This is a genomic window from Streptosporangium sp. NPDC087985 (assembly GCF_044741965.1).
Taxonomy (GTDB): domain Bacteria; phylum Actinomycetota; class Actinomycetes; order Streptosporangiales; family Streptosporangiaceae; genus Streptosporangium.
On sequence record NZ_JBIUTQ010000021.1, the window covers coordinates 72,263 to 98,504 of the forward strand.

A 26,242-nucleotide genomic window follows, 5' to 3' on the forward strand; every position below is an offset into this window, starting at 1 on the left:
CCCGCCTCGCCTCTCAACGTCCGCCCTCCGTCCCGGCCCGGAGCCTCTCGATGCGCACAGCGGGCGACCGGTCCGTCTCCACCCTAAACACCTATGAATCACTCATAAATCCGCAGCTCTCGAGTTCCTCCGACGTATTTCGGGCGTTCACCGGATCGCAACCGACTACCGGCCTACGGGGTCTAGCTTGTTTGTACAAGTTCGCCTACTTTCGTTGAATATTGCACGCCCCCCTTGGGAGAAAACGTGATCGCATCCCGAGTTCGCTCCGCAGGCCTGGCCGCGTTCCTCCTCGTAGGCGCCGCGGCATGCGGGGCGGCCCCGACCACCGCCGCGCCGTCCGGCAACGGCTCCGCGGCCGGTGCGGACGCCAGGACCGCCACCTCCGCGGCCGACCTGGGCGGGCTGGACAAGCTCGTCGAGGCCGCGAAGGCGGAGGGCAAGCTCCATGTCATCGCCCTGCCGCCCGACTGGGCCAACTACGGAAAGATCATCGAAGCCTTCACCGCGAAGTACGGCATCCAGGTCGAGAGCGAGACCCCCGATGCCGCCAGCGCCGACGAGATCAACGCGGTGAAGACCCGCAAGGGCCAGGACCGCGCTCCCGACGTGGTCGACGTCGGCCAGTCCTTCGCCATCAGCGGCGCCGCCGAGGGCCTGTTCGCGCCCTACAAGGTCCAGACGTGGGACAAGATCCCCGACAACCAGAAGGAGCCGAGCGGCCTCTGGTTCAACGACTACGGCGGCTACGTCTCGATCGGCTGCGACGCCAAGAAGATCACCACGTGCCCGGAGACCTTCGCCGACCTGCTCAAGCCCGAATACAAGGGCAAGGTCGCGCTGAACGGCAACCCGACCCAGGCCGGCTCGGCGTTCGCGGGCGTCTACGCGGCGGCCCTGGCCAACGGCGGCTCCTTCGACGACATCCAGCCCGGCCTGGAGTTCTTCAAGAAGCTGAAGGCCACCGGCAACTTCAACCCGGTGGAGACCACCCCCGCCACCATCGAGAAGGGCGAGACCCAGATCAGCATCGACTGGGACTACAACAACGCCGCCTACGGCCCCACGATGGCCGAGAAGGGCCTCGACTGGAAGACGATCATCCCGAGCGACGGCAAGTACTTCCAGCTCTACGCGCAGGCGATCAACAAGGACGCCCCGCACCCGGCCGCCGCCCGTCTCTGGCAGGAGTTCCTCTACAGCCCCGAGGGTCAGAACCTCTACCTCGGCGGTTTCGCCCGGCCGGTGCTGCTGCCCGCCATGCAGGCCGACGGCTCGGTCGACAAGGCCGCCGAGGCCAACCTGCCTCCGGTCGAGGGTGAGCCCACCTTCCCGAGCGAGGCCCAGGTCAACAAGGCCAAGGAAGTCCTGGCCGGCGGCTGGGGCGCCGCCGTCGCCGGCTGACCCGTGACGACGACCGATGTGGGTACGGCTGCCCGGAGCGGCGGCCGTACCCGATCCACGAGCTGGCCGGCCGCCCTTCCCCTGCTCGCCTTCGTGGCGCTGGCCTTCGGGATCCCGGCGATCGCCCTGCTACTCGGCGCGTTCACCGTCAGGGACCCGCAGACCAGGATCTCCTCCCCCGGTGTCGCCAACCTGACCGCGAGCCTCCAGGGCAACTACCTCAACACCCTCGTCAGCAGCGTGCAGCTGTCGGCCGTGGTCGCGGTGCTCGGCGCGGTCCTGGGCACCTTCCTGGCCCAGGCCGTGGTCACCTCCCGGTTCCGGGCGCTGCGCGAGTCGGTGCTGACCGCCTCGGGTGTGCTCGCCAACTTCGGCGGCGTCCCTCTGGCGTTCGCCTGGATCGCCACGCTGGGCAACTCGGGTGTGATCACCAAGGCGTTCGGGCTGCACGAGGCCGGCTGGAGCCTGTACACCTTCTGGGGCCTGGCCATGGTCTACATGTACTTCTCCGTGCCCCTGATGGTGCTCGTCATGGTGCCCGCGCTGGACGGCCTGAAGCCGCAGTGGCGGGAGGCGGCCCGCAACAACGGGGCCGGTGCCTGGCAGTACTGGCGGCACGTCGGCATCCCGGTGCTGACCCCCTCGCTGCTCGGCGGGGTGGTGCTGCTGTTCGGCGGAGCGTTCGCCGCCTACGCCACCGCCAAGGCGATGGTCGGCAGCACGGTCCCGCTGGTCACCCTGCAGATCGCGGACGCGCTCACCGGCGACGTGCTGATCGGGCATGAGAACATCGCGCTCGCGCTCAGCCTCGACATGATCGTCGTCGCGGGCCTGGTGATGGCGGTCTACCTGCCGTTGCAGAAGAGGAGCAGCCGATGGTTGCGGTGACCCCGCTCCTGGAGACCCCGACGGCCGTCTCCCATGCCCGCCCGCGACGTCCCCGTATCTGGCGCGGCGCGGTGCTGGGGATCGCGGCGGTCTACTTCCTGGTCCCGATGGGGGCCTCGTTCTGGTACTCCGTCTACAACGACCGGCAGGGCTTCTCCCTCGACGCCTACCTGGGGATCTTCGGTGCGGAGGGCTTCGGCACGAGCATGCTGCTCTCCCTCTCGCTGGCCGCCGCCACGATCGTGGTGGTGCTCGGGCTCACCCTGCCGGCGATGCTGGCCGTACGGCTCGGCGCGCCCCGGCTGGGCCCCGTACTGGAGGTGATCTGCACGATCCCGCTGGTCGTGCCGCCGATCACCTTCGTGGCCGGGATCAGCACGGTGCTGCGCTGGGGGCCCGACTACCTGGCCGCCACCCCGTTCTGGGGGACGTTGATCGCGATCCAGAACGAGACGTTCCCGGTGGTGCTGGTGCTGGCCTACGTGGTGCTGGCACTGCCGTTCGTCTACCGCTCGCTGGACGCCGGGCTGCGCGCGATCGACGTGCGCACGCTGGTGGAGGCGGCCCGCAACCTGGGCGCCTCGTGGCCGCACGTCGTGTTCCGCGTGGTCATCCCCAACCTGCGCTCGGCCATGGCCAGCGCCTCGTTCCTCACATTCGCGCTGGTGCTCGGCGAGTACACCGTCGCCGCACTGCTCGGCTACCGGACGTTCCCGGTCTGGATCCTGACGATCGCCGGCTCCAACGGCCAGCTCTCCGTGGCCGTCTCGATCCTCAGCCTGCTGATCATCTGGCTGCTGCTCCTGACCCTGTCCAGCGCGGGTTCCAAGCGAAGGAGATCCTCATGACCGCCGGCGTCGAGTTCCGGGGGCTGCGCCGCACATTCGGCCGCACGGTCGCCCTGGACGGCCTGGACCTCACCGTCGAGCAGGGCGAGCTGATGGCGCTGCTCGGGCCGTCGGGCTGCGGCAAGACGACGGCCCTGCGGTGCGTGGCCGGTTTCGAGCATCCCGACGCCGGGGCCGTGCTCGTGGACGGCGAGGACATCACCCGGGTGCCCGCCAACCGCCGGGACGCGGGCATGGTCTTCCAGTCCTACAGCCTGTTCCCCAACCTCAACGCCCGCGACAACGTGGCCTTCGGGCTCCGGGTCCGCAAGGTACCCGCCGCGAGGCGGCACGCCCGGGCGGCGGAACTGCTGGAGCTGGTCGGTCTCCCCTCGCACGCCGGGCGCTATCCGCACGAGCTCTCCGGCGGCCAGCAGCAGCGCGTCGCGCTGGCCAGGGCGCTGGCGCTGGAGCCGCGTGTGCTGCTGCTGGACGAGCCGCTGTCCGCGCTGGACGCCAAGGTCCGCGTCACGCTGAGGGAGGAGATCCGGCGGCTCCAGCTCGACCTGGGCATCACCACGATCTTCGTGACCCACGACCAGGAGGAGGCGCTGTCGGTCGCCGACCGGGTCGCGGTGCTCCGCGACGGGCGGCTGGAGCAGTGCGGGCCTCCCGCCGAGGTCTACGACCGGCCGGCCACGCCGTTCGTGGCCGAGTTCGTCGGCACGATGAACCACATCCCCGGCCGGATGTCCGGGGACGAGGTCACGGCGCTGGGCCAGCTGCTGCCGGTGGACGGACCGCTGCCCGCCTCCCCCGACGTGGACGTGCTGGTCCGCCCGGAGGCCGTGCTCGTCACGCCGGACCCGGAGGGTGAGGCGCTGGTCGTGGCGTCGTCGTTCCGCGGTTCCTCCGCGCGGCTGCGGGTGCGGCTGGGCGAGCTGGAGATCCTCTCCGACGTGCCCGGCCATGACGCGGTGCGGCTGGCCCCTGGCACGCAGGTGGACCTCAAGCTCGTGCAGCGGCCCGTCCTGGTCGCCGAGCGCGCCGCGGCGGCCGCCCGGACACCGGCCGCCGCCGGTGCCACCGGGCGACACGGCGATGCCGTACGGCGTGCTGACCGTTGACAGTCCGGAGAAAGTGAATTCGACACTGTTGCGGCTGCTGGCGGAGGGGAAGATCCAGATAGGCTGAGCCACTTCACATGACGGTATGCGCGGTTAGGCAGGACGGTGAACGACCTCACTTCGGATGACCCCGTACAGATCGGGCGATACCGCGTGCTGAGCCGGCTGGGCCGGGGCGGGATGGGCACGGTCTACCTCGGCGACTCCCCCGAGGGGCAGCGGGTCGCCATCAAGGTGATCAATCCGGAGTTCAGCCAGCACGACCAGTTCAGGATGCGTTTCCGCCGGGAGGCCGACGCGGCCCAGCGGGTCCGGCGGTTCTGCACCGCCGCGGTCATCGAAGCCGCACTCGACGGGGAGCAGCTCTACGTCGTCACCGAGTACGTCACCGGTCTCAACCTTGAGGATGCCGTGCAGTCGGGAGGGCCGCTCCGCGGCTCCAGCCTCGACGCGCTGGCAGTCGGCGTGGCGACCGCCCTCACCGCCATCCACAGTGCCGGGGTCGTGCACCGCGACCTCAAGCCCTCCAACGTGCTGCTCTCCCCGTTCGGCCCCCGGGTGATCGACTTCGGCATCGCCCGCGCGCTGGACACGCTCAGCGGGATCACCGGGACCGGAGAGATCATCGGCACGCCCCGCTACATGGCGCCCGAGATGCTGCGCGGCGAGCCGGTCTCCCCCGCGTGCGACGTGTTCTCCTGGGGCTGCCTGATCGCCTTCGCCGCGAGCGGCCGGGCGCCGTTCGGCGGGGAGGCGCTGGCCGCGGTGGTGTACCAGGTGCTGAACACCGAACCCTCGCTGGAGGGTCTGGAGCCCGCGCTGCGCGAGCTGGTCACCTACGCCATCGCCAAGGACCCCAGGAACAGGCCCACCTCCCAGCAGCTCCTCGACCACCTCGTCGGCCGCTCCGCCGCCCCCGAGCAGACCGCCCACTCGGTCCAGACCGTCTGGCAGCAGAACCCGCCCACGATTCACGGGACCGGCCCATGGGTGGGAGCCGTGTCGACGGGACCGTACACCGGGCCGGGCACAGGCGCCTTCGCGGCCGTGCCCGCCGGGCGATCGGCGCGGAGGAAGAAGCTGGTCACCGGGGCGGCGGTGGCTGCCCTGGTCACGGTGTGCGGCGGGTCCGCCCTCCACCTCGCGCTCTCTCCCGGCGGACCGCCGGAGGACCTTTCCCCGCTGTACCAGGACGACTTCACCCAGAGCCAGAGCGGCTGGAGAGGCGGCATCTACGACGGGAGCAGCCCCCAGGGATACGCCCCCGAGGGCTACTACGCCGTCGACGTGGACGGCGACGATCCCGTCGTGCGGCAGAAGGCGCCGATCCCCTTCCTGACCGCTCCGCCGGCCACCCCCAACCCCACGGCCAGCCCCACGCCGGTCATACCCGGCCGGCTGCTGCTCGGCGTCGACGTCGGGATCCGCGACGGCAGCAGCGGCCTGGGCGAGTACGGGCTGTTCTGCCGGGGCGCGGACACCTACGACGCGACCCGTTACGAGTTCCTGCTCGACACCAGCGGCGGCGTCCGCATCCGCAAGAGCGTGAAGAACGCCGGGGGGGAGCTCACCAAGTCCGTCCAGGTCGACCTGCCCAGGGGCGAGCCCGCCCGCCTGCAGGCCGAGTGCTCCGGCACTCCGGAGGGCGTGCAGCTGACCATGTGGGTCAACGGCGAGCAGGTCCAGTCCGTGCTGGACCCCAGCCCGCTGCCTGCGGGCGAGGTCGGCCTGCTCGCCCGGGTCGGGGAGAACAGCAGGTCCCGGCTCAAGGCCTCGTTCGACAACTTCACCCTGCACGGCGCGCTTGAGGGCACGGCTTCCACCAGCCCCTGACCGGGAATGGCGAGTGATCGTCCCGAGGTTGGGGAAGATCCAAGCACTCGACTGAGCGAAGGAGCCCCAGCACGATGCACGCCATAGTCGTCTCCGCCACCGGCGGTCCCGAGGTCCTCACCTACACCGACTGCCCGGACCCCGAGTTGAACCCCGGCGAGGTACTGGTCGACATCGCGGCCAGCGGTGTGAACTTCATCGACGTCTACCACCGGATGGGCCGCTACCCGCTCTCCCTCCCCTTCATCCCCGGCAGCGAGGCGGCGGGCACCGTCGTCGCGGTCGGCGAGGACGTGCGGGGGATATCCGTGGGAGCCACCGTGGCCTGGGCGAACGTGATGGGCAGCTACGCGGAGAGGGCCGTGGTGCCCGCGTCCCACCTGCTCGTCGTGCCCGACGGGGTCACGGCCGACATCGCGGCGGCTCTGCTGCTCCAGGGGATGACCGCGCACTACCTGACCCACTCCACCTACGAGGTGAAGCCGGGCGACGACGTGCTGGTGCACGCCGCGGCCGGGGGCGTGGGCCTGCTGCTCACCCAGATCGCCAAACTGCGCGGCGCCCGGGTGATCGGCACGGTCTCCACCCAGGAGAAGGAGAAACTGGCCCGGCAGGCGGGCGCCGACGAGGTGATCCGCTACGGCGGCTTCTCCGAGGCGGTCCGCGAGCTGGCCGGTTCCGGCGTGCACGTGGTCTACGACGGCGTGGGCGCGGCCACCTTCGAGGGGAGCATCACCTCACTGCGCCCGCGCGGCATGATGGCCCTGTACGGCCAGGCCAGCGGCCCGGTGCCGCCCGTCGACCCGCAGATCCTCGCCAGTAACGGCTCTCTCTTCCTGACCCGGCCCACACTCGCCCACTACATCGCCACCCGCGACGAGCTGGCCTGGCGGGCCGGCGACCTCTTCGGCTGGGTGGCCTCGGGGCAGCTCCAGGTGCACATCTCCCACCGCTACCCTCTCGCCGAGGCCGTCCGTGCCCACGAGGACCTGGAGGCACGCCGGACCACGGGCAAGATCCTGCTCATCCCCTGACCCTGAACCGTCCCACCGGCGTACAGCAGCCGCTCCCGGACAGGGCCGGACCACGCCTCCGCCGGGCTTCCCGCCCGAGGTGCCGCCGCCCCACCATGGCGGCGGCCGGTCTCACTCCGGCCGGGACTCCCCGAGACCGACGGGGAAAGCGTCGAAGTGGATGATGACGCGCGCGGTGTCCGGGGTCTCCTCGGCCCTTTTCCCCTCCCCCGCCCGCTCGTGGCAGGCGTCGAGAACCCGTGAGACGTCCCGCACGAGGCCGGCGAGCTCCTCCTCGGTGAGGCGCAGCGTCATGCGGGAGTGGGTCCCGGCCTCCAGCCATGGCCGCGGGGTGGTCCGTGACTCCTCCATCCAGTGGGTGAGCTCGGCACCCCGCTGGCGCACCATCTCGGCGAGCAGGTACTCGGCGGCCTCCGCCGTCTCGGGGTCGCGGCGGAGCCGGTCGCCGTCGAAGGAGAAGCCACGGGCACGCCACCAGCGCTCCTTGCCCTTGCCCCGCTCGGGGATGTCCTCGATCAGGCCGTGCCGCGCGAGCCGGCGCAGGTGGTAGCTCGTCGCCCCGGTGTTCTCGCCCGTCCGGGCGGCGAGCTGGGTCGCCGTCGCGGGACCGTGCAGTTCCAGCAACTCCAGCAGCCGGAGCCGGGAGGGATGGGCGAGCCCCTTGAGCGCCGAGGCATCGAGTTCGCGAGTCTTGTCATCCACTGCATGCAGCCATATCTTTGCAAAGGAACATTTGCACACTTTCCTTTAAACAATACCGGAGGCCCTTGTGATCGGACCGTCGTTCCGCTGGCTGTGGACGGCCTCCGGCCTGTCGAACATCGGCGACGGCATCGCGGTCGTCGGCGTGTCCCTGATCGCGGTGACCCTGACCAGGTCGCCGCTGCTGGTGTCCCTGATCAGCGCGGCGGCGACACTGCCCTGGCTGCTGCTCGCACTGCACGCGGGCGCGATCGTCGACCGGCACGACCGGCGCCGGATCATGGTGGTGGCGAGCTGGAGCCGGGCCGGCGTGCTCGCGGTGCTGGCCGCGACGGCGTGGCTGGGGGCGCTCAGCCTGCCGGTGCTCCTTGCCGGAGCGCTCCTGATCGGCGTCGCCGAGGTCTTCTCCGACACCTCGGCCCAGTCCGTGCTGCCGATGGCCGTCCCGCGTGATCGCCTCGACGGCGCCAACGGCCGGCTCATCGCCGTGCAGACGCTCGGCAACAACTTCCTCGGCGGCCCGCTGGCCGGGGTCCTGATCGCCCTCGGCTCGGCCGCGGTGCTCGGGACGCCCGCCCTGCTCTACGCCATGGCGGGACTGGCCCTGCTCGGCATGCGCGGACGCTTCCGGGTCGAGACCCCGTCGACGCGCTCCCTGCGCGCCGACATCACCGAGGGCCTGCGCTACCTGTGCGGCCACCGCGTCCTGCGGTCTCTCGCCGCCTTCTCGGGCGTGCTCAACTTCGCCAACGCGGCCTACTTCGCGGTCTTCGTCCTGTGGGTGGTCGGCGAGGAGTCGCGGGTGGGGCTTCCCCCCGGTGGCTACGGCATCCTCATGGCGGCGCTGGCCGCCGGGGCGGTGACCGGCTCCCTGGTGGCCGGCCGGCTGGCCCGCTGCGCCGGCCAGGTCAGGACGCTGCTCACCGCCGACCTGGTCAACAGCCTCCTGCTGCTGGTGCCCGTCCTGATCCCCACCCCGGTCGCGATCGGCGTCACCGCCGCGCTGCTCGGCGCGACCAACGCCGTCTCCAACGTCATCCTGGTGTCGCTGCGGCAGCGCCTCATCCCCGAGGACCTGCTCGGCAGGGTGAACTCCGGCTACCGCCTGATCGGCATGGGGGCCTCGCCCCTCGGCGCGGCGGCCGGTGGCGTCCTCGGCTCCTACGCCGGGCTGCCCACCGTCTTCTGCGCCGCCGCCGCGCTGTGCGTCATCGCGGTCGCCCTGGTCTCCCGCCCCGTCTCCACCCGCTCGGTGGCCGCCGCGGAGGCGGAGTCCCAGCGGGACCTGACCCCGCACCTCGTATGACGGACCGGTGAGCGGACGGTCAGCCCGGTGCGTGAGCGGACGGTCAGCCTGGTGCGTGAGCGGGCCACTCCAGCAGGCGGGCGCCCAGGACCGCCGTCTCCAGGGTGAACCGCTGGGTGGGGTCGTCGGGTGAGAACCCGGTGAGGCGGCGGATCCGCTCCAGCCGGTAGGTCACCGCCCGGGTGCTGACGCCGAGCCTGCGCGCGGCGGCGGTCTGGTTGCCCTGGGAGGCGAAGACGGCCTCCAACGTGCCGAGCAGCGGCTCCGGGCCGCCTCTCGCCTCCCGCAGCGGGCTCAGCACGGTCGTCACCAGATCCTCGATGGCCGCCCTGTCCCGCAGGAGCACCGGGAAGACCAGCAGGTCGGCGGCCTTGAGCACGGGTGCCCGCAGATCCAGCCGGTCACCGAGCTCGATGGCGCCGGTGGCTTCCCGGTAGGAGGTGACCACCCCGCCGGGCCCCCGGTGAGGCCGCCCCAGGCCGACCCGCCAGCCGGGTGCGAACATCTGCCGCACGTGGTGGGTGAACTCCCCCGTCGCGACGGTGAGACTGCCGGGCACGACGCACACGAGCCCGCCGTCGCGGACCGCGACCAGCACGTTGTGCGAGCCGAACCGGGCGACCATCGCCTCCTCGATCCGCCGGGCCGGCCCGTCGCCGTCCCAGACCACCCCGCCGCCATCTCGCACCACCCCGCCACCGTCCCGCACCGTCCCGTCGCGCACGGAACCGTCGTCCAGTGGCACCGCCGGGCGGGCGACCGCAACCGCGTAGGTCTCGGCCAGCCGGAGGCCGAAGTGCTCGGCACGCTCGGCGAGCCGGTCGGCCCGGCCCTGGAGCAGGTCGTCCACGAACTCCCGGCGCGCGACCTCCTCCTGGCGCAGGGCCAGCCGCTGGGCGTTCTCGTAGCCCTCCATCAGGGCGGAGACCGCCCTTCTCAGGGCCGGGAGCGGAACCGGATCCATGGATTCGGCCATGACCAGGGCGGTTTCGACGAGCACGCGCAACGGCACGCCCGACTCGGCGGCCCGCGCACCGGCGGCGCGGTAGTCGTCCAGCGCGGCACGGCCGGGCAGCCGGCCGGTCGCGGCGGCTGCCGCCAGAACACGGGGGTGCCCGCCGAGCAGACCGGCGGGCACCCCCGGGACCTCGTCCATCAGACTCCTACGTCACGCCGATCGAAGGCGAGGATGGCGGCCAGGAGCAGTACGACCGTCGCGCCCGCGAGCACCAGGTAATCACCGGTGGGGAAGCCCTGGTAGAGCGGCCTGCCGTCGAGGTAATAGTGGAACGGCGAGATCCACCGGAGCCAGGAGATCGCGTCCACGTTCCTGCCCATGGTCTCGATGACGTAGCCCCCCACCGCGAACACGCCCACCACGGCCATGGCAAGGTTCTTGCGCCCCGTGGCGGCGCCCACGGTGAAGGCCAGCGTGCCGAAGAACAGGCCGACCAGGAAGAGCCCGGTGTGCCCGGCGAGGATCCTGTCGAACGCCACGTTCACACCGGCGGCGGCCGACAACGACCACACCACGAGGAACGTCGCCACCGCCACGCTCAGCAGACCGAGGGCGAGGGCGGCGAAGCGCTCGACGACCAGCCTCCTGCGGTCGATCGGCAGCGTGACGGTCAGCTCCAGCGTGCCGGACTCCTCCGGCTGCGCGATGGCCCGGTTGCCGAGGATCGCGGCGCAGACGGCGAACAGCATCGGCCCGAACATCTGGTAGACGAGGCTGTGCAGGTAGCCCACGCCGCTGGTGAGGTCCTCCAGGCCCCCCATCAGGTCACGCATGGCCCCGGGGAACTTGGCCATCATGGCCGAGCCGTAGACTCCGGGATCCTTGGCGATACTGGGATAGAACGACAGGTACAGCCCGCAGAAGGCGGTGATGCCGATCGTCCAGCCGATCAGCGTCCTGCGATAGTCCCGCAGGCCCTTAGACACCAGCACGGGCATGACGCTCCCCCTCTTCGCTGTAGTAGGTGAGGAAGATCTCCTCAAGATCGGGCTCGGCGCTGACCATGTGCACCACGGTGAAGCGTGCCGCCGCCTTCACCAGCGCGTCGGGACGACCGTCGATGGTACAGCGGACGCTCGCGCCCTCCACCCGCAGGTCCCGCACGCCCGGCAGGTTCTCGAACGCCTCCCGGGGCACCGGCGCGTCGAAGTGGAACTCCACCCGCCGCACCGCCTTCTCCCGCAGCGCGGTGATGTCCTCCACCGCCACCAGCCGCCCGGCGCGCACGATCCCCACCCGGTCGGAGACGTCCTCGACCTCGGCCAGCACGTGCGAGGACATCAGCACGGTCCGGCCCGAGGCGCGGACCTCCCGGACCATCGCCAGGAACTCCTGTTGCACCAGCGGGTCCAGGCCGCCGGTCGGCTCGTCCAGGATCAGGAGCTCCGGCTCGTGCATGAACGCCTGGATCAGCCCGACCTTCTGCTTGTTGCCCTTGGACAGCTTGCCCATGGGCACCGACAGGTCGGCTTCCAGCCGCTCGGCCAGCGCCGTGATCCGCTCCCTGGGCACACCCCCGCGCATCCCGCCCAGGAAGGCGAGATAGTCCCTCGCCTTCTCCCTGCCCTCCAGGGCGAGCTCTCCGGGCAGGTAGCCGATCCGGCCGCGCACCCGCGCGTCGCGAGGGTCCACGCCGAGCACGGCGGCCCGGCCGCTGGTGGGCCTGATCACGTCGAGGAGCAACCTGATCGTGGTCGTCTTCCCCGCGCCGTTCGGGCCGAGATACCCGAACACCTCCCCGGGATGGATCACGAGATTGAGATCCTCGAGCCCCCGGCGCTTCCCGTAGAACTTGGTAAGTCCCTCGATCTCCACTACCGCTGTCATGCCCCCGATCGTGCCGGTCCGCCCTTGCCCCGGCCATTACCGGACCCGGACAGTTGGACACCCGTTCGTTGCCCGGATCCGGAACTCCCCACCCGCCGCGGAACCCGCTCCCTGACCGGGCGGCCCGTCACCTGCCCGGGCCCGGCGGCCTATCGTGAGGTCATGGCAGTGGAAACAGCCTTCGTGCTCGGTGGCGGGGGGGTGCTCGGCGCCCACGAGGTGGGCATGCTGCGGGCGCTGGACGAGGCGGGCATCAAGCCGGACGTGATCGTCGGCACGTCCGTGGGCGCACTGAACGGCGTCATGCTCGCGGCCTCTCCAGGGGACGCGGTGGACGCTCTGACCGGGCTGTGGCAGTCCGACGTGGTCCGCACGGCCTTCGGCGGGTCGTGGATGACCCGGCTGTCCACCCTCGCCAGGACCGGCACCCACCTGCACTCCTCCGGCCCGCTGCGCGACCTGCTGGCCGGACTGCTCCCGGTCTCCCACATCGAGGACCTCGCCGTACCGTTCCAGTGCGTGGCCGCCTCCGTCGAACGCGCGGCCGCCCACTGGTTCACCGAAGGTCCCGTCGTCGAAGCGGTCCTCGCCTCCTGCGCCGTCCCCGGTCTGCTGCCCCCCGTCCGCATCGGTGACGACCACTTCCTCGACGGCGGCCTGGTCCACAGCATCCCGGTCGGCCGCGCCGTCGCCCTCGGCGCCCGCCGCGTCTACGTCCTGCACGTCGGCCGGATCGAGCGGCCCCTGGTCGCCCCGCGCCGCCCGTGGGAGGTCGGCCTGGTCGCCTTCGAGATCGCCCGTCGCCACCGGTTCGCCGAGGAGATGGCCACCATCCCCGCCGACATCGAGGTCCACGTCATGCCCGCCGGCGGCGACATCCGCCCCGGAGTGGATCTCTCCCAGCTGCGCTACCGGGATTCATCGCGTATATCTGGATACATAGATCGTGCCTATCGGGCATCGACCCGCTACCTGGCCCAGCACCCGTCCACCTGAGCCAGACCAACCGGAGACCGGGGCCGCGTCCAGGAAGGAGAGGCCCGTGCTCCCTCCTCGCTTCCTGCGCCGCCTGATCCTCGCGCCGCTCGTCATCGTGCTCGCCGTGGTCGCGGTGGTCACGCTCCCGATCTGGCTGCTGGTGGTGGCCGCGGCCTCCCTGGGGCTGCCGCCCCCGCAGCGGCGCGGCACCCGGCTGGTCTGGTTCGCGGTGGCGTGGCTGACCCTGGAGACGATGGCGCTGGTCGCCTGTTTCGGCATCTGGGTGACCTCCGGATTCGGCGGCCGGCTCAGCCGGGACGAGTACGAGGAGAGGCACTATGACCTCATCAGGTGGTTCCTCTCCAGGGTGTACGGCGCGGCCGAACGGATCTTCGGCCTGAGCGTCGAGATCGACGGGCCGCCGCCGGTCCCGGACGGACTCTCCCGGCGCCTGACCCGCCCGGTCATCGTGCTGTCCCGCCACGCGGGCCCCGGCGACTCCGTCCTCCTGGTCCACCACCTCCTCAGCGTGTACGGCAGGCGTCCCAGGATCGTGATGAAGGCGGTCCTGCAGCTCGACCCGTCCCTGGACGCGCTTACCCACCGGCTGCCCAACGTCTTCGTCCCCCGCGAGGTCGGCGCGGACGGGGTCATCGCCGAGATCCGCCGGCTGGCCTCCGGCATGGACGCCGACGACGCCCTGGTGATCTTCCCGGAGGGGGGCAACTTCACCCCCAGACGGCAGGCGCGGGCCATCCGCCGCCTGGAACGCAAAGGCCTGACCGAGGAGGCCGCCCGCGCCCGCCGGCTGAACCACCTGCTCGCCCCCCACCCCGGCGGGGCCATCGCCGCCATCGACGCCTGCCCCGCCGCCGACGTGGTCTTCGTCGCCCACACCGGCCTGGACGACCTGGTGACCCTCGGCGACCTCTGGCGCAAACTGCCCGTGCGCGCCAGGGTCAAGGCCACCTGGTGGCGGGTCGACGCGGCCGACGTCCCCCGCGACCGGGAGGGCCGGACCCGCTGGCTCTACGAGAACTGGGAGAGGATCGACACCTGGATCACCGCGAACCGCCACACCCCGGCCGCGAGCGCCTGAACGGTCCGGCCGACCGGACCGCTCCCCCCGGCTCCCAGCCATCCGGCGGCCTCCTACCAGTCCTGCGACAGGCCGGACATCCGGCGCAGGTATTCGTCCTCGTCGATCTCACCGGCGGCGTAGCGGCGCCTGAGGATCTCACGCGGGTCATCGGGCAGAGGTCCGCGCGCCATGGAGCCGCGGACCATCAGAGCGACACCGATGACCGCCGCGGCGATCAGCGCCATGACAAAGAAGACCAGCACGATCCGGATCATCCTTCACCTCCCGAACCCCTATTCTGCGCAAAATCCAGCGCTCCGTGTAGAGCTGCCGCCGGGAGGCAGGAGCGGCAGGCCCCGCGGAGCCCCGCCCTCCAGGAGTCGCGCCAGGGCATCGGTGTCCAGGTGCCGCTCCACCAGGTCGCCCAGGGCGTCCAGCCGCTCCTCGCGCAGCGCGGCGAAGGAGACGTCCGGGGCGGGGGTGAAGTCACGGCCGGAGACGGCCGCCACGTCGGCGAGGAACGCGCGGCGGAAGTCGTCGTTCTCCAGTGCTCCGTGCCAGGTGGTGCCCCAGACGGACCCGGCCCGGCAACCGTCCAGGAAGGGCTCGCCGCCCTCGGCCGTCACGACGCCGTGATGGATCTCGTAGGCCGCGACGCGGCAGCCGTACGCGCTGCCGACCGGGCGGCCCAGTGTCTTCTCCGCCGCGAACTCCACCGTCGCGGGCAGCAGCCCGAGCCCCTCGACCCGGCCCGCCCCCGACTCGACGTCGTCGCGGATGGTCCGGGCGAGCATCTGGTAGCCGCCGCAGATGCCCAGCACGGCCCGGCCGGGCAGGGCGCCGGCCAGACCGGTGGCCCGGAGCCAGGCCAGATCGGAGACCGTCGCGCGGGAGCCGGGCAGCACCACCAGGTCGGCGTCGTCCAGCTCGGCCGGGGAGGTCACGTAGCGGACCACCACGCCGGGCTCGGAGACCAGCGCGTCCACGTCGGTGAAGTTGGAGATCCGCGGCAGCCGGACCACCGCGACCCGCAGGGTCTGCCTGCCGTACGGCGTGCGTGCCCCGGCCGACGGCCGGTTGTCCAGGGAGAGGGAGTCCTCGACGTCCAGCCAGAGGCCGTCCAGCCAGGGCAGCACGCCGTACACCTCGCGGCCGGTCAGTCCCCTGATCATGTCGAGGCCCGGTTCGAGCAGCTCGCGCGCCCCCCGGAACTTGTTGATCACGAATCCGGCGATCAGCGCCTGGTCGGCGGGCTCCAGCAGCGCCACCGTCCCGTACAGCGAGGCGAACACCCCGCCCCGGTCGATGTCGCCGACCACGACGACCGGCAGCCCTGCGGCGCGGGCCAGGCCCATGTTCGCGATGTCGCCCCGGCGCAGGTTGATCTCCGCCGGGCTCCCCGCGCCCTCACAGACCACCACGTCGTAGTCGGCGCGCAGCCGCTCCAGCGCGTCCACCGCCACCTGCTGGAGCCGGTCCTTGGCCTCCCAGTACTCCAGCGCGTCGACGTCGGCCAGCGGCCGGCCCATGACCACGACCTGGCTGCGCCGGTCGCTGCCCGGCTTGAGCAGGATCGGGTTCATGTCCGCGCTGGGCTCCAGGCCGCACGCGGCGGCCTGCATCGCCTGGGCCCGGCCGATCTCGGCGCCGTCGGCGGTGACGAAGGAGTTCAGCGACATGTTCTGCGCCTTGTACGGCGCGACCTTCACGCCCTGGCGGGCCAGCCAGCGGCAGATCCCGGCGGTGACGACGCTCTTGCCGGCGTCGGAGGTGGTCCCGGCGACCAGCAGGGAGCCCCTCACGCGCCCCTCCGGCGCGATCCCCGGAGGGCGGCGAGAACGGCGAGGCCAGCGGCGGCGAAGCCCACCGCCCGGGCCAGCCGTACGGACCTGCGGATGTCCCCGGTCGACGGCTTGGGCCCGTCACCCATCTCGGGCCGGTGCTCCACCCGGTGGCCGTAGACGTTGGTACCGCCGAGCGTGACGTCCATCGCCCCGGCGAAGGCCGCCTCACAGCGGCCCGCGTTGGGACTCGGATGGCGGTGGCCGTCCCTGCGCAGCACGGCGGCCGCCCGGCGGACCGAACCGCCCGCCAGGGGGGCGGCGAGGACCGTGAGCGCCCCGGTGATCCGGGCGGGGACGTAGTTGGCCACGTCGTCTAGCCGGGCCGAGGCCCAGCCGAAGCGCCCGTAGCGGGCGTTGCGGTGGCCGACCATCGCGTCCAGCGTGTTGACCGCCCGGTATGCCAGCAGCCCGGGGACCCCGGCCACCGCGCCCCAGAACAGCGGCGCCACCACGGCGTCGGAGGTGTTCTCCGCGATCGACTCGACGGTGGCCCTGGCCAGCTCGGGGGCGTCGAGCAGGGCGGGGTCCCGCCCACACAGGTGCGACAGCCTCCCGCGCGCCCCGGTGAGCTCGCCGGCCTCCAGCAGCTCCGCCATGGCCACGCCCTCGCGTCCCAACGTCGTGCCGCCCAGCACCGACCAGGTCGCCACGGCACTCAGCGCGCCGCGCGCCACCGGGTTCCCGGTCCGGCTCACGGCGAGCCCGAGCAGCACCGCCGGACCGACGCACAGTGCGGTGTAGAGGACCCCGGCGGGCCGGGCGTCGCCGTACACCCGCCTCTCCAGGGCGGCGGCGGCCCGCCCGAACAGCGCCACCGGATGCCCGCGCCGGGGATCGGCGAGAACGGCGTCGAGCGCCACTCCGGCGAGCATGCCGAGCGCCTCGGCCCGCCTGAGCCCGGGGCGGCCGGGAGCGGAGCGGCCAGGTTCGGAGCGGCCGGACACGCGGCTGGGAGCGGAGCGGTCAGATGAGATGGGCATGGAGTTCATCCTGGTGGGTCTCAAGCCAGGCTCGGGCCCGGCGGATACGCTCGCCGGCGCCGCCCGCCCACATGCGGGCCCAGCCACCGCCCGTGGTGGCGGCCTTGACGCGCATACTGTCGTAGGAACGCCCGAAGCGTAGCCGGGCGAGGTCGAGAAGGCCCCGGCGCTCGCGGGAGGCCAGGCCGTACGCGTCGCAGAACAGCCGCAGTCGCGGGCCGACCGCCAGGTCCCGCCGGAGCGGCTCCAGATCCAGGGGGTCGGCGATCGGGGCCCAGTGCCGCAGGGTGGTCACCACATCGAACAGCCGGGTCGTCGGCCGGGCCATGTCGAAGTCGATCAGCGCGGCGGGGAGCCCATCCCGGAAGATCACATTGTCCAGGGTGATGTCGCAGTGGCCGATCACCTCCGGGTCCGCGTCATCGTTGGACCCGGCCTCCCAGACGGCGCCCGGCGGCGGGACGAAGCTCGCCGAGGCGTCGTGGAAGCGCCGCAGCAGTGCCGCCAGAGCGGCCAGCGACTCGTCGGTGACCGCGCAGTCGGTCAGCGGCGCGGTCGCGGACTCGCCGTCGACATACGTCAGGATCTCCCGGCCCTGCGCGTCCAGGCCCAGCACCCGGGGCGCGCCGTCGAACCCGGCCGCCTCAAGATGGCGCAGAAACGCGTGCACGGACGGCGTGGAAGGCCGGGTGGGCCTGCGGACGGTGTCACCGACCCGCACCACCCCGTCGGTCACATCACCGCCCAGCAGGGGAGTCTCCTCTTGGGCGGTGACGGCGGACATGACATCCGAGCGTAGACCGATTTCGGATGTTCCGTCTGCACTTTTACGTATCTCCGGCATGCCCGTAAAGCAGTCCCGCGATGATGTTCCATGGCACCCGTCCCCAGCCGCCGACGCCCTCACCGGCGATCCCGGCGCTGGTCAGCACCCCTCGCCACCCCGTTCACCGGACCGGCCGCCGGCACCGTAGAGTGATCCTCGCGACACCCGTGCGGATCCGATACATGGACACTCCCCGGATCATGCACAATTAGGCGGGAGCGCCCTTAGCTCAGCTGGATAGAGCACCGGACTTCTAATCCGACGGTCGCAGGTTCGAATCCTGCAGGGCGCGCCTCCAAGACCAGGTCATCTAGCCTCTGACCTGGTCTTTCTTGTTGATCGGCGGTTGCCACCGCCTGCAGCCGGATGCCACTGAACGCAGCCCCAAGTCGGTGCTCACGGGATATACGCGGGATGAAAACGGCGCCGTTTGCCCAGGTCAGATAGGCAACAACGAAGGGCCACGGGATGACCGTGACCCTTCGAGGGTAGATCGTTTTCATGCCGTCAGCACGCCCGCTATCCGCTGGTTGGCGATGTCCCGTTGACCATCGATGCACTTGGCGTAGACACGAAGCAATACGTCCACGCTGTGCCCAGCCCGTTCGGCCACGTCCGGAGCGGGAACCCCGGCGTTGAGCCAGAGCGATACCGCCGCATGTCGCAGGTCATACGGCCTGCCGGCCAGCGGTGAGACGACCTGGTCAGGAGTCAGCGCGTACGTACGGGCTTCCTTCCACACCTTGCCGTAGGCCGTGGTGGAGAAGACGCTGCCCGTCGCGGTCCGGAACAGCCGCCCGTCAGCCGCGGTCCCATGCCGTTCGAGGTGCTTGCGGAGGATCGCCACCAGCTCAGGAGGGATCGGCACGTCCCAGATAGCCTTGCGCCGACGCTGCTTGAGCCCGCGAACATCATGCGTCTTCCCCGAGTCCGAGAACCGCCGAGCTCCACCGGAAGGCCACCCTCCACGCCCGGTAGTGGGCGCGTGTGTGGACGTCTGCGGCCAGTCGCGGGCGAGCCGGGGCAGGCCGGCGCCATCGATCGCCGCCCTCCAAGCCGGGACCTGCGTCCCCGCAGGCAGGCCCGGTCCGTCACCGGGCCTGCTGTGCTGCGGCTCAGCTGTTCGTGCGGATGGTCTTGTTGATCCAGTCGCTGTAGGCGGGCACGTTGGTGTAGAGGCCGGGACCCTGCTCGCAGGAGGGGCTCTTGGCGCCGGGGCCGGAGGTGACGCCGATCAGCTCCCACCTGTTGTTGCGGCCGCGCTGGATCTGGGGGCCGCCGGAGTCGCCGTTGCAGGCCATGGCCTTGGGCTTCTGGCTAACGGTGCACAGGCGGGTGTCATCGGCGAAGCCGGGGCCGCACTCGGAGACCGCGCCACGCCGGGTGTCGAGCTGGCGCAGCTTCTCGGCCATCTTCCACTCAGCCGGGTTGGTGCTGAACTTGGTGATGCCGAAGCCGATGATCCGGGTCGGCGTGCCGGGCTTGCCCGCCTGCTCGGCGATCTTGATGGGCTTGATGCTGACTGGGCGGTCCAGGCGGACCAGCGCGATGTCGTTCTTGTTGGGTGAGTTCTGGGCGTAGTCCGGGTGCAGGAACGCCTGCGCGATCTTGCGGACGGTTCCGCCGGACTTGCGCTTGTCGCTGCCGATGCGCACCGTCCCCTTCGAGATCGAGCCGATCTCCATGTCGAGGCAGTGCGCGGCGGTCACGACCCACTGCGGGTTGATCAGGGCCGCGCCGCAGTTACCGTCCGTCAGGCCCATGAGCGGGGCCGTGGTCGGGATGGTCGCCATGAAGGGGTAGGACTCGGTGGACTTGGAGCCGTTGATGATCGCTCCGGCGCTCCCGGCGGTGACCGCGAGGCAGGCCGCGCCGGCCAGTGCGACGACGGCGGAGCGGGAGACGATACGGCGGAACGAGGTGGTGCCAGACATGAGTGAAGCCCTTCATCGGTTGTTTGTGACGTTATGAAGCTATATGTCCGGCTTCGCCGAGGTGATCATGCCAGCAGGCCAACACGCGGTAGGGATAACCCCACCCGACCAGGGCAGATGCGCCCAGCGGCGCCCTGGCTAATCCGACGGTCGCAGGTTCGAATCCTGCAGGGCGCGCTTCAACGAACTGGGCAGACTCCCCCATCTCCATGATCGGGAAGCCTGCCCAGTTGCATTTCCAGTTGCGGTCGTCATGGTTCCGTTGCAGTCAGCCGTCCCACAGCGCCCGCCCCATCCGCGCCGCAGCCTCGCTCGCCAGGATCTCCGTCACCTGCGTGTAGCGCTTGGCCGTGGTGAGCTGGGAATGGCCGAGGATCACCTGAACCACCCGGATGTCCACACCTTGCTCCAGGAGCAGCGTCGCGGCCATGTGGCGAGCATCGTGAACACGAGCGTCCTTATCGATCTCGGCGAGCTTCAGGAGTCCCTTCCACTCGTCCCAGTCGTCTTTGGCGTCGATGGGGCTTCCATCCGGCATGCACCACACGAGATCCCAGTCCTGCCACTTCTCCCCCGCCGCCTCCCGTCCGGCTTTCTGCGCCTCTCTGCGGAGCTTCAGGAGGGCGATCAAGCCGCCGCCCTGCGGGCGTCGGTGGCGCGGCGCGGCCGGTCGCGGCCGGGCATGCGGCCTCTTCGGGCCGGTCCCGGCCGCACCGCCGCCAGCCACGCCCGATGGGCAGACGCTGACCGCCGTAGCGACCGAACGACACCGTAGGGGGCTGAGGTTCTCTTGCCTCCGGCGGGGGCGCTCAGGCTCCGAGAGGTGGCCCGCGGAACGTGCCGGCCGTAGCTGGCTGGGCGGGAAGTCCTGATCGCTCGCCCGTCAACGACCCAGGCAGAGCCCAGCAGCCCGACTCCTCCAGGTCAAGCCCAGCCGTGCAGGTCGGGCAACCAGCGGGCGAGGAAGGTCACCGGGGACATGTACACGCGAGGCCGGGCCTGACCTGGCGTCGCCGGCCCGCTGTCCTTCGGATGGGTCGAAGGCAGACGAGAGATCAGGACAGGGGCATCCTGTGCGGGGCCGCACATGGCGACGATGAAAATCCAGCGGCAGAGCGTGCCGCAGGCTGTACCCGACACTCTTCTGGTCGGGCATTGGGACGATGGAGTGACTCTCCTCAATCCCCACGTCAAGACCCCTTAAGGTGAGTGGGAAGCCTCCAACCCGCACGGGGGCCACGGCGGACCATCAGGCGACGGCGGTGGAGGGGGCTTCCGGTCCGTGCCGCTTGAGCCGCTCGGCGACGTTCGACAGCAGCTCGTCGGAGAACTCCGGGTCGTTCACGGCCCGCGCCATGAGCATGGCGCCGACCAGGGCGCTGAGGGTGAGCATCGCCTCGGCGCGCCCCTTCGCGGGATCGTCGTCGAGGTCGGCGATCAGATCGAGGTAGCTGCGCACCTGCTTCTCGTAGGCCTGCTTGAAGCTGTGATCCCCGCGCGCCGCGGCGGCGCCGAGCGTGACGAGCGCGCAGCCGGTGCCCGGCGAGTCACGGTGGTGCTTTCTGAGGTAAGCGTCGATCAGGCCTGTCTGGGGCTCGTCTCTGTTCTTCCGCGCGCTCTTTTCCATCTTCGCCTCGCCCTCGGCCAAGGCCAGGGCCGCGGCCTGCGCGATCAGGTCGTCGCGTGAGGCGAAGTGCTTGTAGAAGCCGCCGTGCGTCAGCCCCGCTTCCTCCATGATGTCGGCGATGGCGGGGCGACTCACGCCCTCCGCTCGGACCTTGCGGGCCGCGATGCTCAGCACGCGCTCGCGGGACGCCGCCTTCTCCGCCTGCGAGTAACCCATTCCGCTCGCCTCCGATCCGACAGGGCGGCCTGTGCCGCTCAGCAATCTAGATGATTTATATCATACACATATCCCCGCACCACGCCCATGAGCTGCGTGGATTTGACAGTTAGGACGATGCGAGTAACCATCGTTCTGGATGATGTAAGACATCCACATGGAACGGAGGAGCACCGTGTCCGAGACCTACGACCACCGCCGGACGGCGGTTCTGCTGGTCGACCCCTACAACGACTTCCTCTCCGAGGGCGGCAAGGTCTGGCCGCTTGTGGAGCCCGTCGCCAAGGAGGTCGGCCTCCTGGACAACCTGCGCGCCGTCGTCGGCTCCGCCCGGGAATCGGGCGTGTCGGTGGTGTTCGTCCCGCACCGCCGCTGGGAGCCGGGTGACTATGAGACCTGGGCCCACCCCAACCCGACCCAGCGGAACGTCCAGGTGCGGCACACCTTCGCCCGGGGCACCTGGGGTGGGGAGTTCCACCCCGACTTCCAGCCGCAGCCGGGCGAGGTGGTGGCCCAAGAGCACTGGGCACAGAGCGGGTTCGCCACCACCGACCTGGACTTCCAGCTCAAGCAGCACGGCATCACCCACGTGGTGCTCATCGGCCTGCTGGCGAACACCTGCCTCGAGTCCACCGGCCGTTACGCCATGGAGCTGGGCTATCACGTGACCCTGGTGCGCGACGCCACCGCGGCCTTCCGCCCCGAGATGATGCACGCCGCCCACGAGCTGAACGGCCCCACCTACGCCCACGCCATCGTCACCACGCAAGAGATCGTCACCGCATTCGGGGGAGCGCAGTCATGACACTGACCGGAGACCTGCTGATCGGAGCGACCTTCGTGCCCGCCACCGCGGGGACGATGAAGGCGCTGAACCCGGCGACCGGGGAGCTCATCGGGCCGGAGTTCGCCTTCGGCGGCGCGGCCGAGGTCGACCGGGCGGTGCGCCTCGCCGACGAGGCCTTCGACAGTTACAGCCACACCAGGCCCGCCGAGCGGGCGGCGTTCCTCGAACTCATCGCGGACAGGCTCGAGGCGGTCAAGGGGGAACTCGCCGAACGCGCCTCGCTCGAGACAGGCCTGCCCGTCGCGCAACTCGAGGGCGAAACCTTCAGGGCCGCCGCGCAGTTCCGCAAGTTCGCCATCGTCGTACGGCAGGGCAGGTTCCTGCAGGCGACCATCGATCCGGCCCAGCCGGACCGGCAGCCCACGCCGCGCATGGACCACCGGATGCAGAAGGTCGCCCTCGGCCCCGTGGTGATCTTCGGCGCCAGCAACTTCCCGATCTCCTACTCGGTCGCCGGCGGTGACACGGCGTCAGCCCTGGCCGCCGGGTGCCCGGTGGTACTCAAGGCGCATAACGCCCACCCGGGGACCTCTGAGCTCATGGGACGGGTCATCCAGCAGGCCGTCACCGACGCGGGGCTGCACGAGGGCGTCTTCTCGCTCGTGCGGGGCGCAGGCAACGAGATCGGCGAGGCACTGGTGGACCACCCGCTGGCCCGGGCGGTCACCTTCACCGGTTCAGAGGGCGGTGGCATGGCCCTGTACCGCCGGGCCCAGCAGCGCCCCGACCCCATCCCCGTGTTCGCCGAGATGACCAGCGTCAACCCGACCTTCGTGCTGCCCGCCGCCCTGGCGGCCCGCGGCTCGGAGATCGGCGCGGGTTTCGGCCGGCTCGCGCTGTACATGGTCGGGCAGATGTGCCTGAAGCCGGCGATCCTCCTCGCGGTCGAGGGCCCCGGCTTCGACGACCTGCGCGATGCCGTGATGGCCGAGGTGCGGAAGGTCGCCGCGCGGACCATGCTGACGCCGGGCATCCACGACTCCTACCTCCGCAACGTGCGACGGATGGAGGACTCCGGCGCCACGCGGATCAGCACGGGACCGGACCCGATCCGCGAGTGGGACGGCCAGTCCCTGGCGTACGAGGTCATCGGCGAGCAGGTGCTCGCCGAACCGGCGCTCCGGGAGGAGGTCTTCGGTCCCTCCATCCTGCTGGTCCGGCTGACCGACCTGGAGCAACTGTTCCAGGTGGCTCGCGCCTTCCGGGGACAACTCTCCGCCACGATGCACATCGAAGAGCCCGACCACGCCGACGCCGCACAACTGCTGCCGATCCTGGAGCGCCGCACAGGGCGGATCGTGGTCAACGCCTTCTCGATCCCGCAAGAGGTCTCCTACGCGACGATCCATGGAGGTCCCTTCCCGGCCACCTCGGACAGCCGCTTCACCTCCGTCGGGATGAGCGCGATCGAGCGATTCCTGCGCCCGGTCACCTACCAGGAATTCCCGGACGGACTGCTCCCGGAGTCGCTTCGCGAGGCCAACCCATGGGGGCTGTGGCGACTCGTCGACGGCGAACTGGCCCGTGACTGAACCAATCTAGAAGAACTCACACCATGACAATCACGAATCAAACGACCGAAGCGCACGACCGCCGGGCCCGCGAAGAGGTGCGCCGGAGACTTCTGGGCGCGTGGGAACTCGTGTCGTACACCGCGACGAGCGCTGACGGGCATGTCATCCACCCCCTTGGCGCCAATCCACACGGGCTGATCGTCTACACCTCCGAGGGGTACGTGTCCGCGCAGCTGGGCCGGAGCGACCGCCCGCGCTTAGGCGCAGTTCGCCTAGAGGAAGGACCGGCGAAGGAATTGGCGCGGGCGGCGGCGACCTACGTCGCCTACGCGGGGACATTCCAGGTCGTCGATCCGACAACGGTCGAGCACCACGTCATCATCAGTCTCTTTCCGAACTGGGTGGGACGTCCCCAGGTGCGGACGGTGCACTTCGACGGAGATCTGCTGAAGCTGAGCCTCGCCACCCAAATACGGGACGCCGACCGCATCGGTGAACTCACGTGGCGGAGACTGTAACGCAGGCTGGCTAGGACGGCTTCAGCTGGCCCCAGTTGACGGCCTGACCTGGACCCAGTTGTTGATCACTAGGTGAAAATGTGGCGGCTTGAAATGGCCCCACCCTGGCCGGTCGGTGTTCTGTGCTACCGAACCTTGAGTGGTTTGACAGACCCTCAACTGATGCTGATATCTCGTTGCCACTGATCGGCCTGGCCGAGCACGCGCATGCCGACAGCCTCATAGACACCCGTGGCGTTCGTATCGTTTGCGCTGTCAACATCGACACCGACCATGTGGTGGCCACGTGCCTTTAGCTCGGCAAACGCGGTGAGCAGAAGGCAGCGGGCCAATCCTCGCCCTCGGTAACGCTGCTCGGTGCCCAGCCAAGCGATCCAGCCGCGGTTCGGCTGCGAGCGGGCGATCAGCCCAGCCGCTGGGGTTCCATCGACCTCGGCGATCCACCACAGGCTGGGATCGTGACCGTCTCGCTGTTGTTGATCGGCCCAGAACTCCTCGAACGTTCGACGGTGGTGGTTCCAGTGTCCGCTCAGCGCTTCCTCCAGCACCGCGTGCAGGCGGCGCCGATCGTCGTCACAAGCCGCGATCCGAATCTCGGTTCCGGCCGGCAATTGCAGAAGGGAGGGCCGTTCGCCGTTCAAGTCGATGATCAGGCGGCTGTAACGACGGACAACGTGCCAGCCGTGATCTTGGAGCGAGGGCATGGCGAGAGCTTGAGGCATCTGGAAAAGCGTGACGCTCTCACGCTCTCGGCCTGCTGTCGCGGTCTGTTTGTGCGCCCATTCCTCGATCTGCCGCAGTATCGCATCAGCCAGGGAGTCCGGGGCGACGGGTGACACTCCAAGGTGCGCGCGGAGCCGGTCGGCGTGCGGAGCGGGGTGGAGCGCGGCGAAGCCGATGATGTCACCGTCCTTCTCATATACGCGACTACGTCGCTCCAGGTCCAGCTCTGGCGTGATCAGGATCTGTCGGATGTCGGCCTCGTTGGTCTCTGCTCGTCCGATCTCGGCTAGCTCGATCGCCTGGAACAGTTCCGTCAGGGCTGTCAGGTCGTTCATCATCGCGGCGCGTATCTGCATGCCGGGACTGTCCCAAGGCAAGCGGTGCGCGGCAACATTTTTTCCGGATGCAGGCCTGTCGTTCACAGCGCGGGATACGCCTCCACCTCCGTGATTTCCCCAATCGCCCTCCTGTCCAGCACGCGTCCCCGCTACTCAAACTTCGGTGGCACGAGACAGTCGGCTGCGGGGTGATCGTGCGGTCTGCGGTCTCGGGGGCTGCCGCCCCCAAACCCCTGCCACGCGAGGGCATCGCCCGCCCGCCGGGCGCGACGGCGGGCGTGGTGGGGCGGGGCGGGCGATGCCCTCGCCTCGATGCGCGGGGCAGGGTGGTGTCAGGATGTGCTGTTGTGCTGAGCCTTGGTGTGGGCCAGCCGGTAGGAATCGGTGCCGGTCTCGATGATGGTGCCGCCGAAGGTGAGCCGGTCGACGATCGCGGCGCAAAGGCGCGGGTCGGTGAAGGTTTTGGTCCAGCCGGAGAAGGTCTCGTTGGAGGCGATCGCGACGCTGCTTTTCTCCTCGCGTTCGGTCAGCACCTGAAAAAGCAGCTCGGCGCCGCGCCGGTCGAGTTCCATGTAGCCGAGCTCATCGATGCAGAGCAGGTCGACCCGGCCGTAGCGGTTGATGGTCTTGGTGAGCTGGCGGTCGTCGGCGGCCTCGACGAGTTCGTTGGCGAGTTTGGAGGCCAGCACGTAGCGGACCTTGAAGCCGGCCATCGCCGCGGCCGAGCCCAGGCCGATCAGCAGGTGCGACTTGCCGGTGAGGGGCTGAGATCATTCCGGACAGCGGAATCTGCGGTTGTTGACTACGCAGCCGATTGAAGTGCCGCGTACTCGTCGAGAACTTCGAATGG

General features: G+C 70.3%; 25 protein-coding genes, 1 tRNA gene and 1 pseudogene. 13 read left to right on the forward strand and 14 right to left on the reverse strand.

The window, feature by feature from the left end; translation table 11 throughout:
* Positions 1–246: 246 nt before the first annotated feature.
* From ACIN94_RS28025 to ACIN94_RS28050, 6 genes are all read left to right on the forward strand, one after another.
* On the forward strand, positions 247–1,404 hold the full coding sequence (locus tag ACIN94_RS28025; protein WP_400712195.1) for an ABC transporter substrate-binding protein: 1,158 nt from the start codon (positions 247–249) through the stop codon (positions 1,402–1,404).
* A 3-nt stretch (positions 1,405–1,407) separates the two neighbouring features.
* On the forward strand, positions 1,408–2,292 hold the full coding sequence (locus tag ACIN94_RS28030; RefSeq protein ID WP_400712197.1) for an ABC transporter permease: 885 nt from the start codon (positions 1,408–1,410) through the stop codon (positions 2,290–2,292).
* On the forward strand, positions 2,280–3,140 hold the full coding sequence (locus ACIN94_RS28035; RefSeq protein ID WP_400712200.1) for an ABC transporter permease: 861 nt from the start codon (positions 2,280–2,282) through the stop codon (positions 3,138–3,140). Before ACIN94_RS28030 ends, ACIN94_RS28035 begins: the two co-directional genes overlap by 13 nt.
* Positions 3,137–4,246 (forward strand): ABC transporter ATP-binding protein, encoded by a 1,110-nt coding sequence (locus ACIN94_RS28040; protein ID WP_400712203.1) that lies wholly within the window; start codon positions 3,137–3,139, stop codon positions 4,244–4,246. The genes ACIN94_RS28035 and ACIN94_RS28040 overlap by 4 nt, the downstream gene beginning before the upstream one ends.
* Before the next feature lie 105 nt (positions 4,247–4,351).
* Positions 4,352–6,079: a serine/threonine-protein kinase gene (locus ACIN94_RS28045; protein ID WP_400712206.1), complete on the forward strand. Its 1,728-nt coding sequence runs from the start codon at positions 4,352–4,354 to the stop codon at positions 6,077–6,079.
* A 74-nt stretch (positions 6,080–6,153) separates the two neighbouring features.
* Positions 6,154–7,113 carry a quinone oxidoreductase family protein gene (locus ACIN94_RS28050; RefSeq protein WP_400712209.1) on the forward strand — a complete coding sequence of 320 codons (960 nt, stop codon included), beginning with the start codon at positions 6,154–6,156 and terminating at the stop codon, positions 7,111–7,113.
* Positions 7,114–7,224: 111 nt separating this feature from the next.
* Here the strand turns inward: ACIN94_RS28050 and ACIN94_RS28055 are convergent, their stop codons facing one another.
* Positions 7,225–7,815, reverse strand: a complete 591-nt coding sequence (locus tag ACIN94_RS28055; RefSeq protein WP_400712212.1) for a helix-turn-helix domain-containing protein — start codon at positions 7,813–7,815, stop codon at positions 7,225–7,227.
* Positions 7,816–7,882: 67 nt separating this feature from the next.
* Here ACIN94_RS28055 and ACIN94_RS28060 point away from each other — a divergent pair, with 67 nt between their 5' ends.
* Entirely contained in the window at positions 7,883–9,121 is a 1,239-nt protein-coding gene (locus ACIN94_RS28060; protein ID WP_400712215.1) for an MFS transporter, read from the forward strand.
* A 43-nt stretch (positions 9,122–9,164) separates the two neighbouring features.
* Here the strand turns inward: ACIN94_RS28060 and ACIN94_RS28065 are convergent, their stop codons facing one another.
* Genes ACIN94_RS28065 through ACIN94_RS28075 form a run of 3 tightly spaced genes read right to left on the reverse strand, consistent with a single transcriptional unit; the run spans position 9,165 to position 11,966 of the window.
* Positions 9,165–10,277, reverse strand: a complete 1,113-nt coding sequence (locus tag ACIN94_RS28065) for a PucR family transcriptional regulator (protein WP_400712218.1) — start codon at positions 10,275–10,277, stop codon at positions 9,165–9,167.
* The gene (locus ACIN94_RS28070) at positions 10,277–11,077 is read right to left on the reverse strand and encodes an ABC transporter permease subunit (RefSeq protein ID WP_400712221.1); all 801 of its coding nucleotides are present in this window, start codon (positions 11,075–11,077) and stop codon (positions 10,277–10,279) included. Before ACIN94_RS28070 ends, ACIN94_RS28065 begins: the two co-directional genes overlap by 1 nt.
* The gene (locus ACIN94_RS28075) at positions 11,058–11,966 is read right to left on the reverse strand and encodes an ATP-binding cassette domain-containing protein (protein WP_400712224.1); all 909 of its coding nucleotides are present in this window, start codon (positions 11,964–11,966) and stop codon (positions 11,058–11,060) included. Before ACIN94_RS28075 ends, ACIN94_RS28070 begins: the two co-directional genes overlap by 20 nt.
* A 162-nt stretch (positions 11,967–12,128) precedes the next feature.
* Between ACIN94_RS28075 and ACIN94_RS28080 the strand changes: the two genes are divergently transcribed.
* Both ACIN94_RS28080 and ACIN94_RS28085 read left to right on the forward strand, forming a co-directional pair.
* Positions 12,129–12,962 (forward strand): patatin-like phospholipase family protein, encoded by an 834-nt coding sequence (locus ACIN94_RS28080; protein ID WP_400712226.1) that lies wholly within the window; start codon positions 12,129–12,131, stop codon positions 12,960–12,962.
* A 46-nt stretch (positions 12,963–13,008) separates the two neighbouring features.
* A complete protein-coding gene (locus tag ACIN94_RS28085; protein ID WP_400712228.1) occupies positions 13,009–14,043 on the forward strand; it encodes a 1-acyl-sn-glycerol-3-phosphate acyltransferase in 1,035 nt (344 codons plus the stop codon).
* A gap of 53 nt (positions 14,044–14,096) precedes the next feature.
* Here ACIN94_RS28085 and ACIN94_RS28090 read toward each other — a convergent pair whose 3' ends face one another.
* Genes ACIN94_RS28090 through ACIN94_RS28105 form a run of 4 tightly spaced genes read right to left on the reverse strand, consistent with a single transcriptional unit; the run spans position 14,097 to position 17,633 of the window.
* Complete coding sequence (locus tag ACIN94_RS28090; protein WP_400712230.1) at positions 14,097–14,300, reverse strand: SHOCT domain-containing protein; 204 nt, start codon at positions 14,298–14,300, stop codon at positions 14,097–14,099.
* Positions 14,301–14,318: 18 nt separating this feature from the next.
* On the reverse strand, positions 14,319–15,827 hold the full coding sequence (locus ACIN94_RS28095) for a cobyric acid synthase (protein ID WP_400712233.1): 1,509 nt from the start codon (positions 15,825–15,827) through the stop codon (positions 14,319–14,321).
* Positions 15,824–16,849 carry a cobalamin biosynthesis protein gene (locus ACIN94_RS28100; protein ID WP_400712236.1) on the reverse strand — a complete coding sequence of 342 codons (1,026 nt, stop codon included), beginning with the start codon at positions 16,847–16,849 and terminating at the stop codon, positions 15,824–15,826. The genes ACIN94_RS28095 and ACIN94_RS28100 overlap by 4 nt, the downstream gene beginning before the upstream one ends.
* Positions 16,833–17,633, reverse strand: coding sequence for a phosphotransferase (locus tag ACIN94_RS28105; protein WP_400712239.1), 801 nt, complete (start codon positions 17,631–17,633; stop codon positions 16,833–16,835). The genes ACIN94_RS28100 and ACIN94_RS28105 overlap by 17 nt, the downstream gene beginning before the upstream one ends.
* Positions 17,634–17,893: 260 nt before the next feature.
* Here ACIN94_RS28105 and ACIN94_RS28110 point away from each other — a divergent pair.
* Positions 17,894–17,967, forward strand: a tRNA-Arg gene (locus ACIN94_RS28110).
* Positions 17,968–18,174: 207 nt separating this feature from the next.
* Here ACIN94_RS28110 and ACIN94_RS28115 read toward each other — a convergent pair.
* The 4 genes from ACIN94_RS28115 to ACIN94_RS28130 all read right to left on the reverse strand — a co-directional run bounded on the left by ACIN94_RS28115 (position 18,175) and on the right by ACIN94_RS28130 (position 21,452).
* Positions 18,175–18,543, reverse strand: a complete 369-nt coding sequence (locus ACIN94_RS28115; RefSeq protein WP_400712242.1) for a hypothetical protein — start codon at positions 18,541–18,543, stop codon at positions 18,175–18,177.
* A 247-nt stretch (positions 18,544–18,790) separates the two neighbouring features.
* A complete protein-coding gene (locus ACIN94_RS28120; RefSeq protein WP_400712245.1) occupies positions 18,791–19,609 on the reverse strand; it encodes a S1 family peptidase in 819 nt (272 codons plus the stop codon).
* A 268-nt stretch (positions 19,610–19,877) separates the two neighbouring features.
* Entirely contained in the window at positions 19,878–20,240 is a 363-nt protein-coding gene (locus tag ACIN94_RS28125; RefSeq protein ID WP_400712248.1) for a tyrosine-type recombinase/integrase, read from the reverse strand.
* A 618-nt stretch (positions 20,241–20,858) separates the two neighbouring features.
* The gene (locus ACIN94_RS28130; RefSeq protein ID WP_400712251.1) at positions 20,859–21,452 is read right to left on the reverse strand and encodes a TetR/AcrR family transcriptional regulator; all 594 of its coding nucleotides are present in this window, start codon (positions 21,450–21,452) and stop codon (positions 20,859–20,861) included.
* Between the two features lie 175 nt (positions 21,453–21,627).
* On the opposite strand from ACIN94_RS28130, the gene ACIN94_RS28135 reads away from it, so the two are divergent.
* Genes ACIN94_RS28135 through ACIN94_RS28145 form a run of 3 tightly spaced genes read left to right on the forward strand, consistent with a single transcriptional unit; the run spans position 21,628 to position 24,331 of the window.
* The gene (locus ACIN94_RS28135) at positions 21,628–22,257 is read left to right on the forward strand and encodes a cysteine hydrolase family protein (protein ID WP_400712254.1); all 630 of its coding nucleotides are present in this window, start codon (positions 21,628–21,630) and stop codon (positions 22,255–22,257) included.
* The gene (locus tag ACIN94_RS28140) at positions 22,254–23,831 is read left to right on the forward strand and encodes an aldehyde dehydrogenase (NADP(+)) (protein WP_400712257.1); all 1,578 of its coding nucleotides are present in this window, start codon (positions 22,254–22,256) and stop codon (positions 23,829–23,831) included. Before ACIN94_RS28135 ends, ACIN94_RS28140 begins: the two co-directional genes overlap by 4 nt.
* A 23-nt stretch (positions 23,832–23,854) precedes the next feature.
* Complete coding sequence (locus tag ACIN94_RS28145) at positions 23,855–24,331, forward strand: lipocalin-like domain-containing protein (protein ID WP_400712260.1); 477 nt, start codon at positions 23,855–23,857, stop codon at positions 24,329–24,331.
* Between the two features lie 155 nt (positions 24,332–24,486).
* On the opposite strand, the gene ACIN94_RS28150 is transcribed toward ACIN94_RS28145, so the two are convergent.
* Positions 24,487–25,410: a GNAT family N-acetyltransferase gene (locus ACIN94_RS28150; RefSeq protein ID WP_400712263.1), complete on the reverse strand. Its 924-nt coding sequence runs from the start codon at positions 25,408–25,410 to the stop codon at positions 24,487–24,489.
* Between the two features lie 314 nt (positions 25,411–25,724).
* Positions 25,725–26,138, reverse strand: a pseudogene (locus tag ACIN94_RS28155) (ATP-binding protein); the annotation flags it as partial.
* Positions 26,139–26,242: the final 104 nt, after the last annotated feature.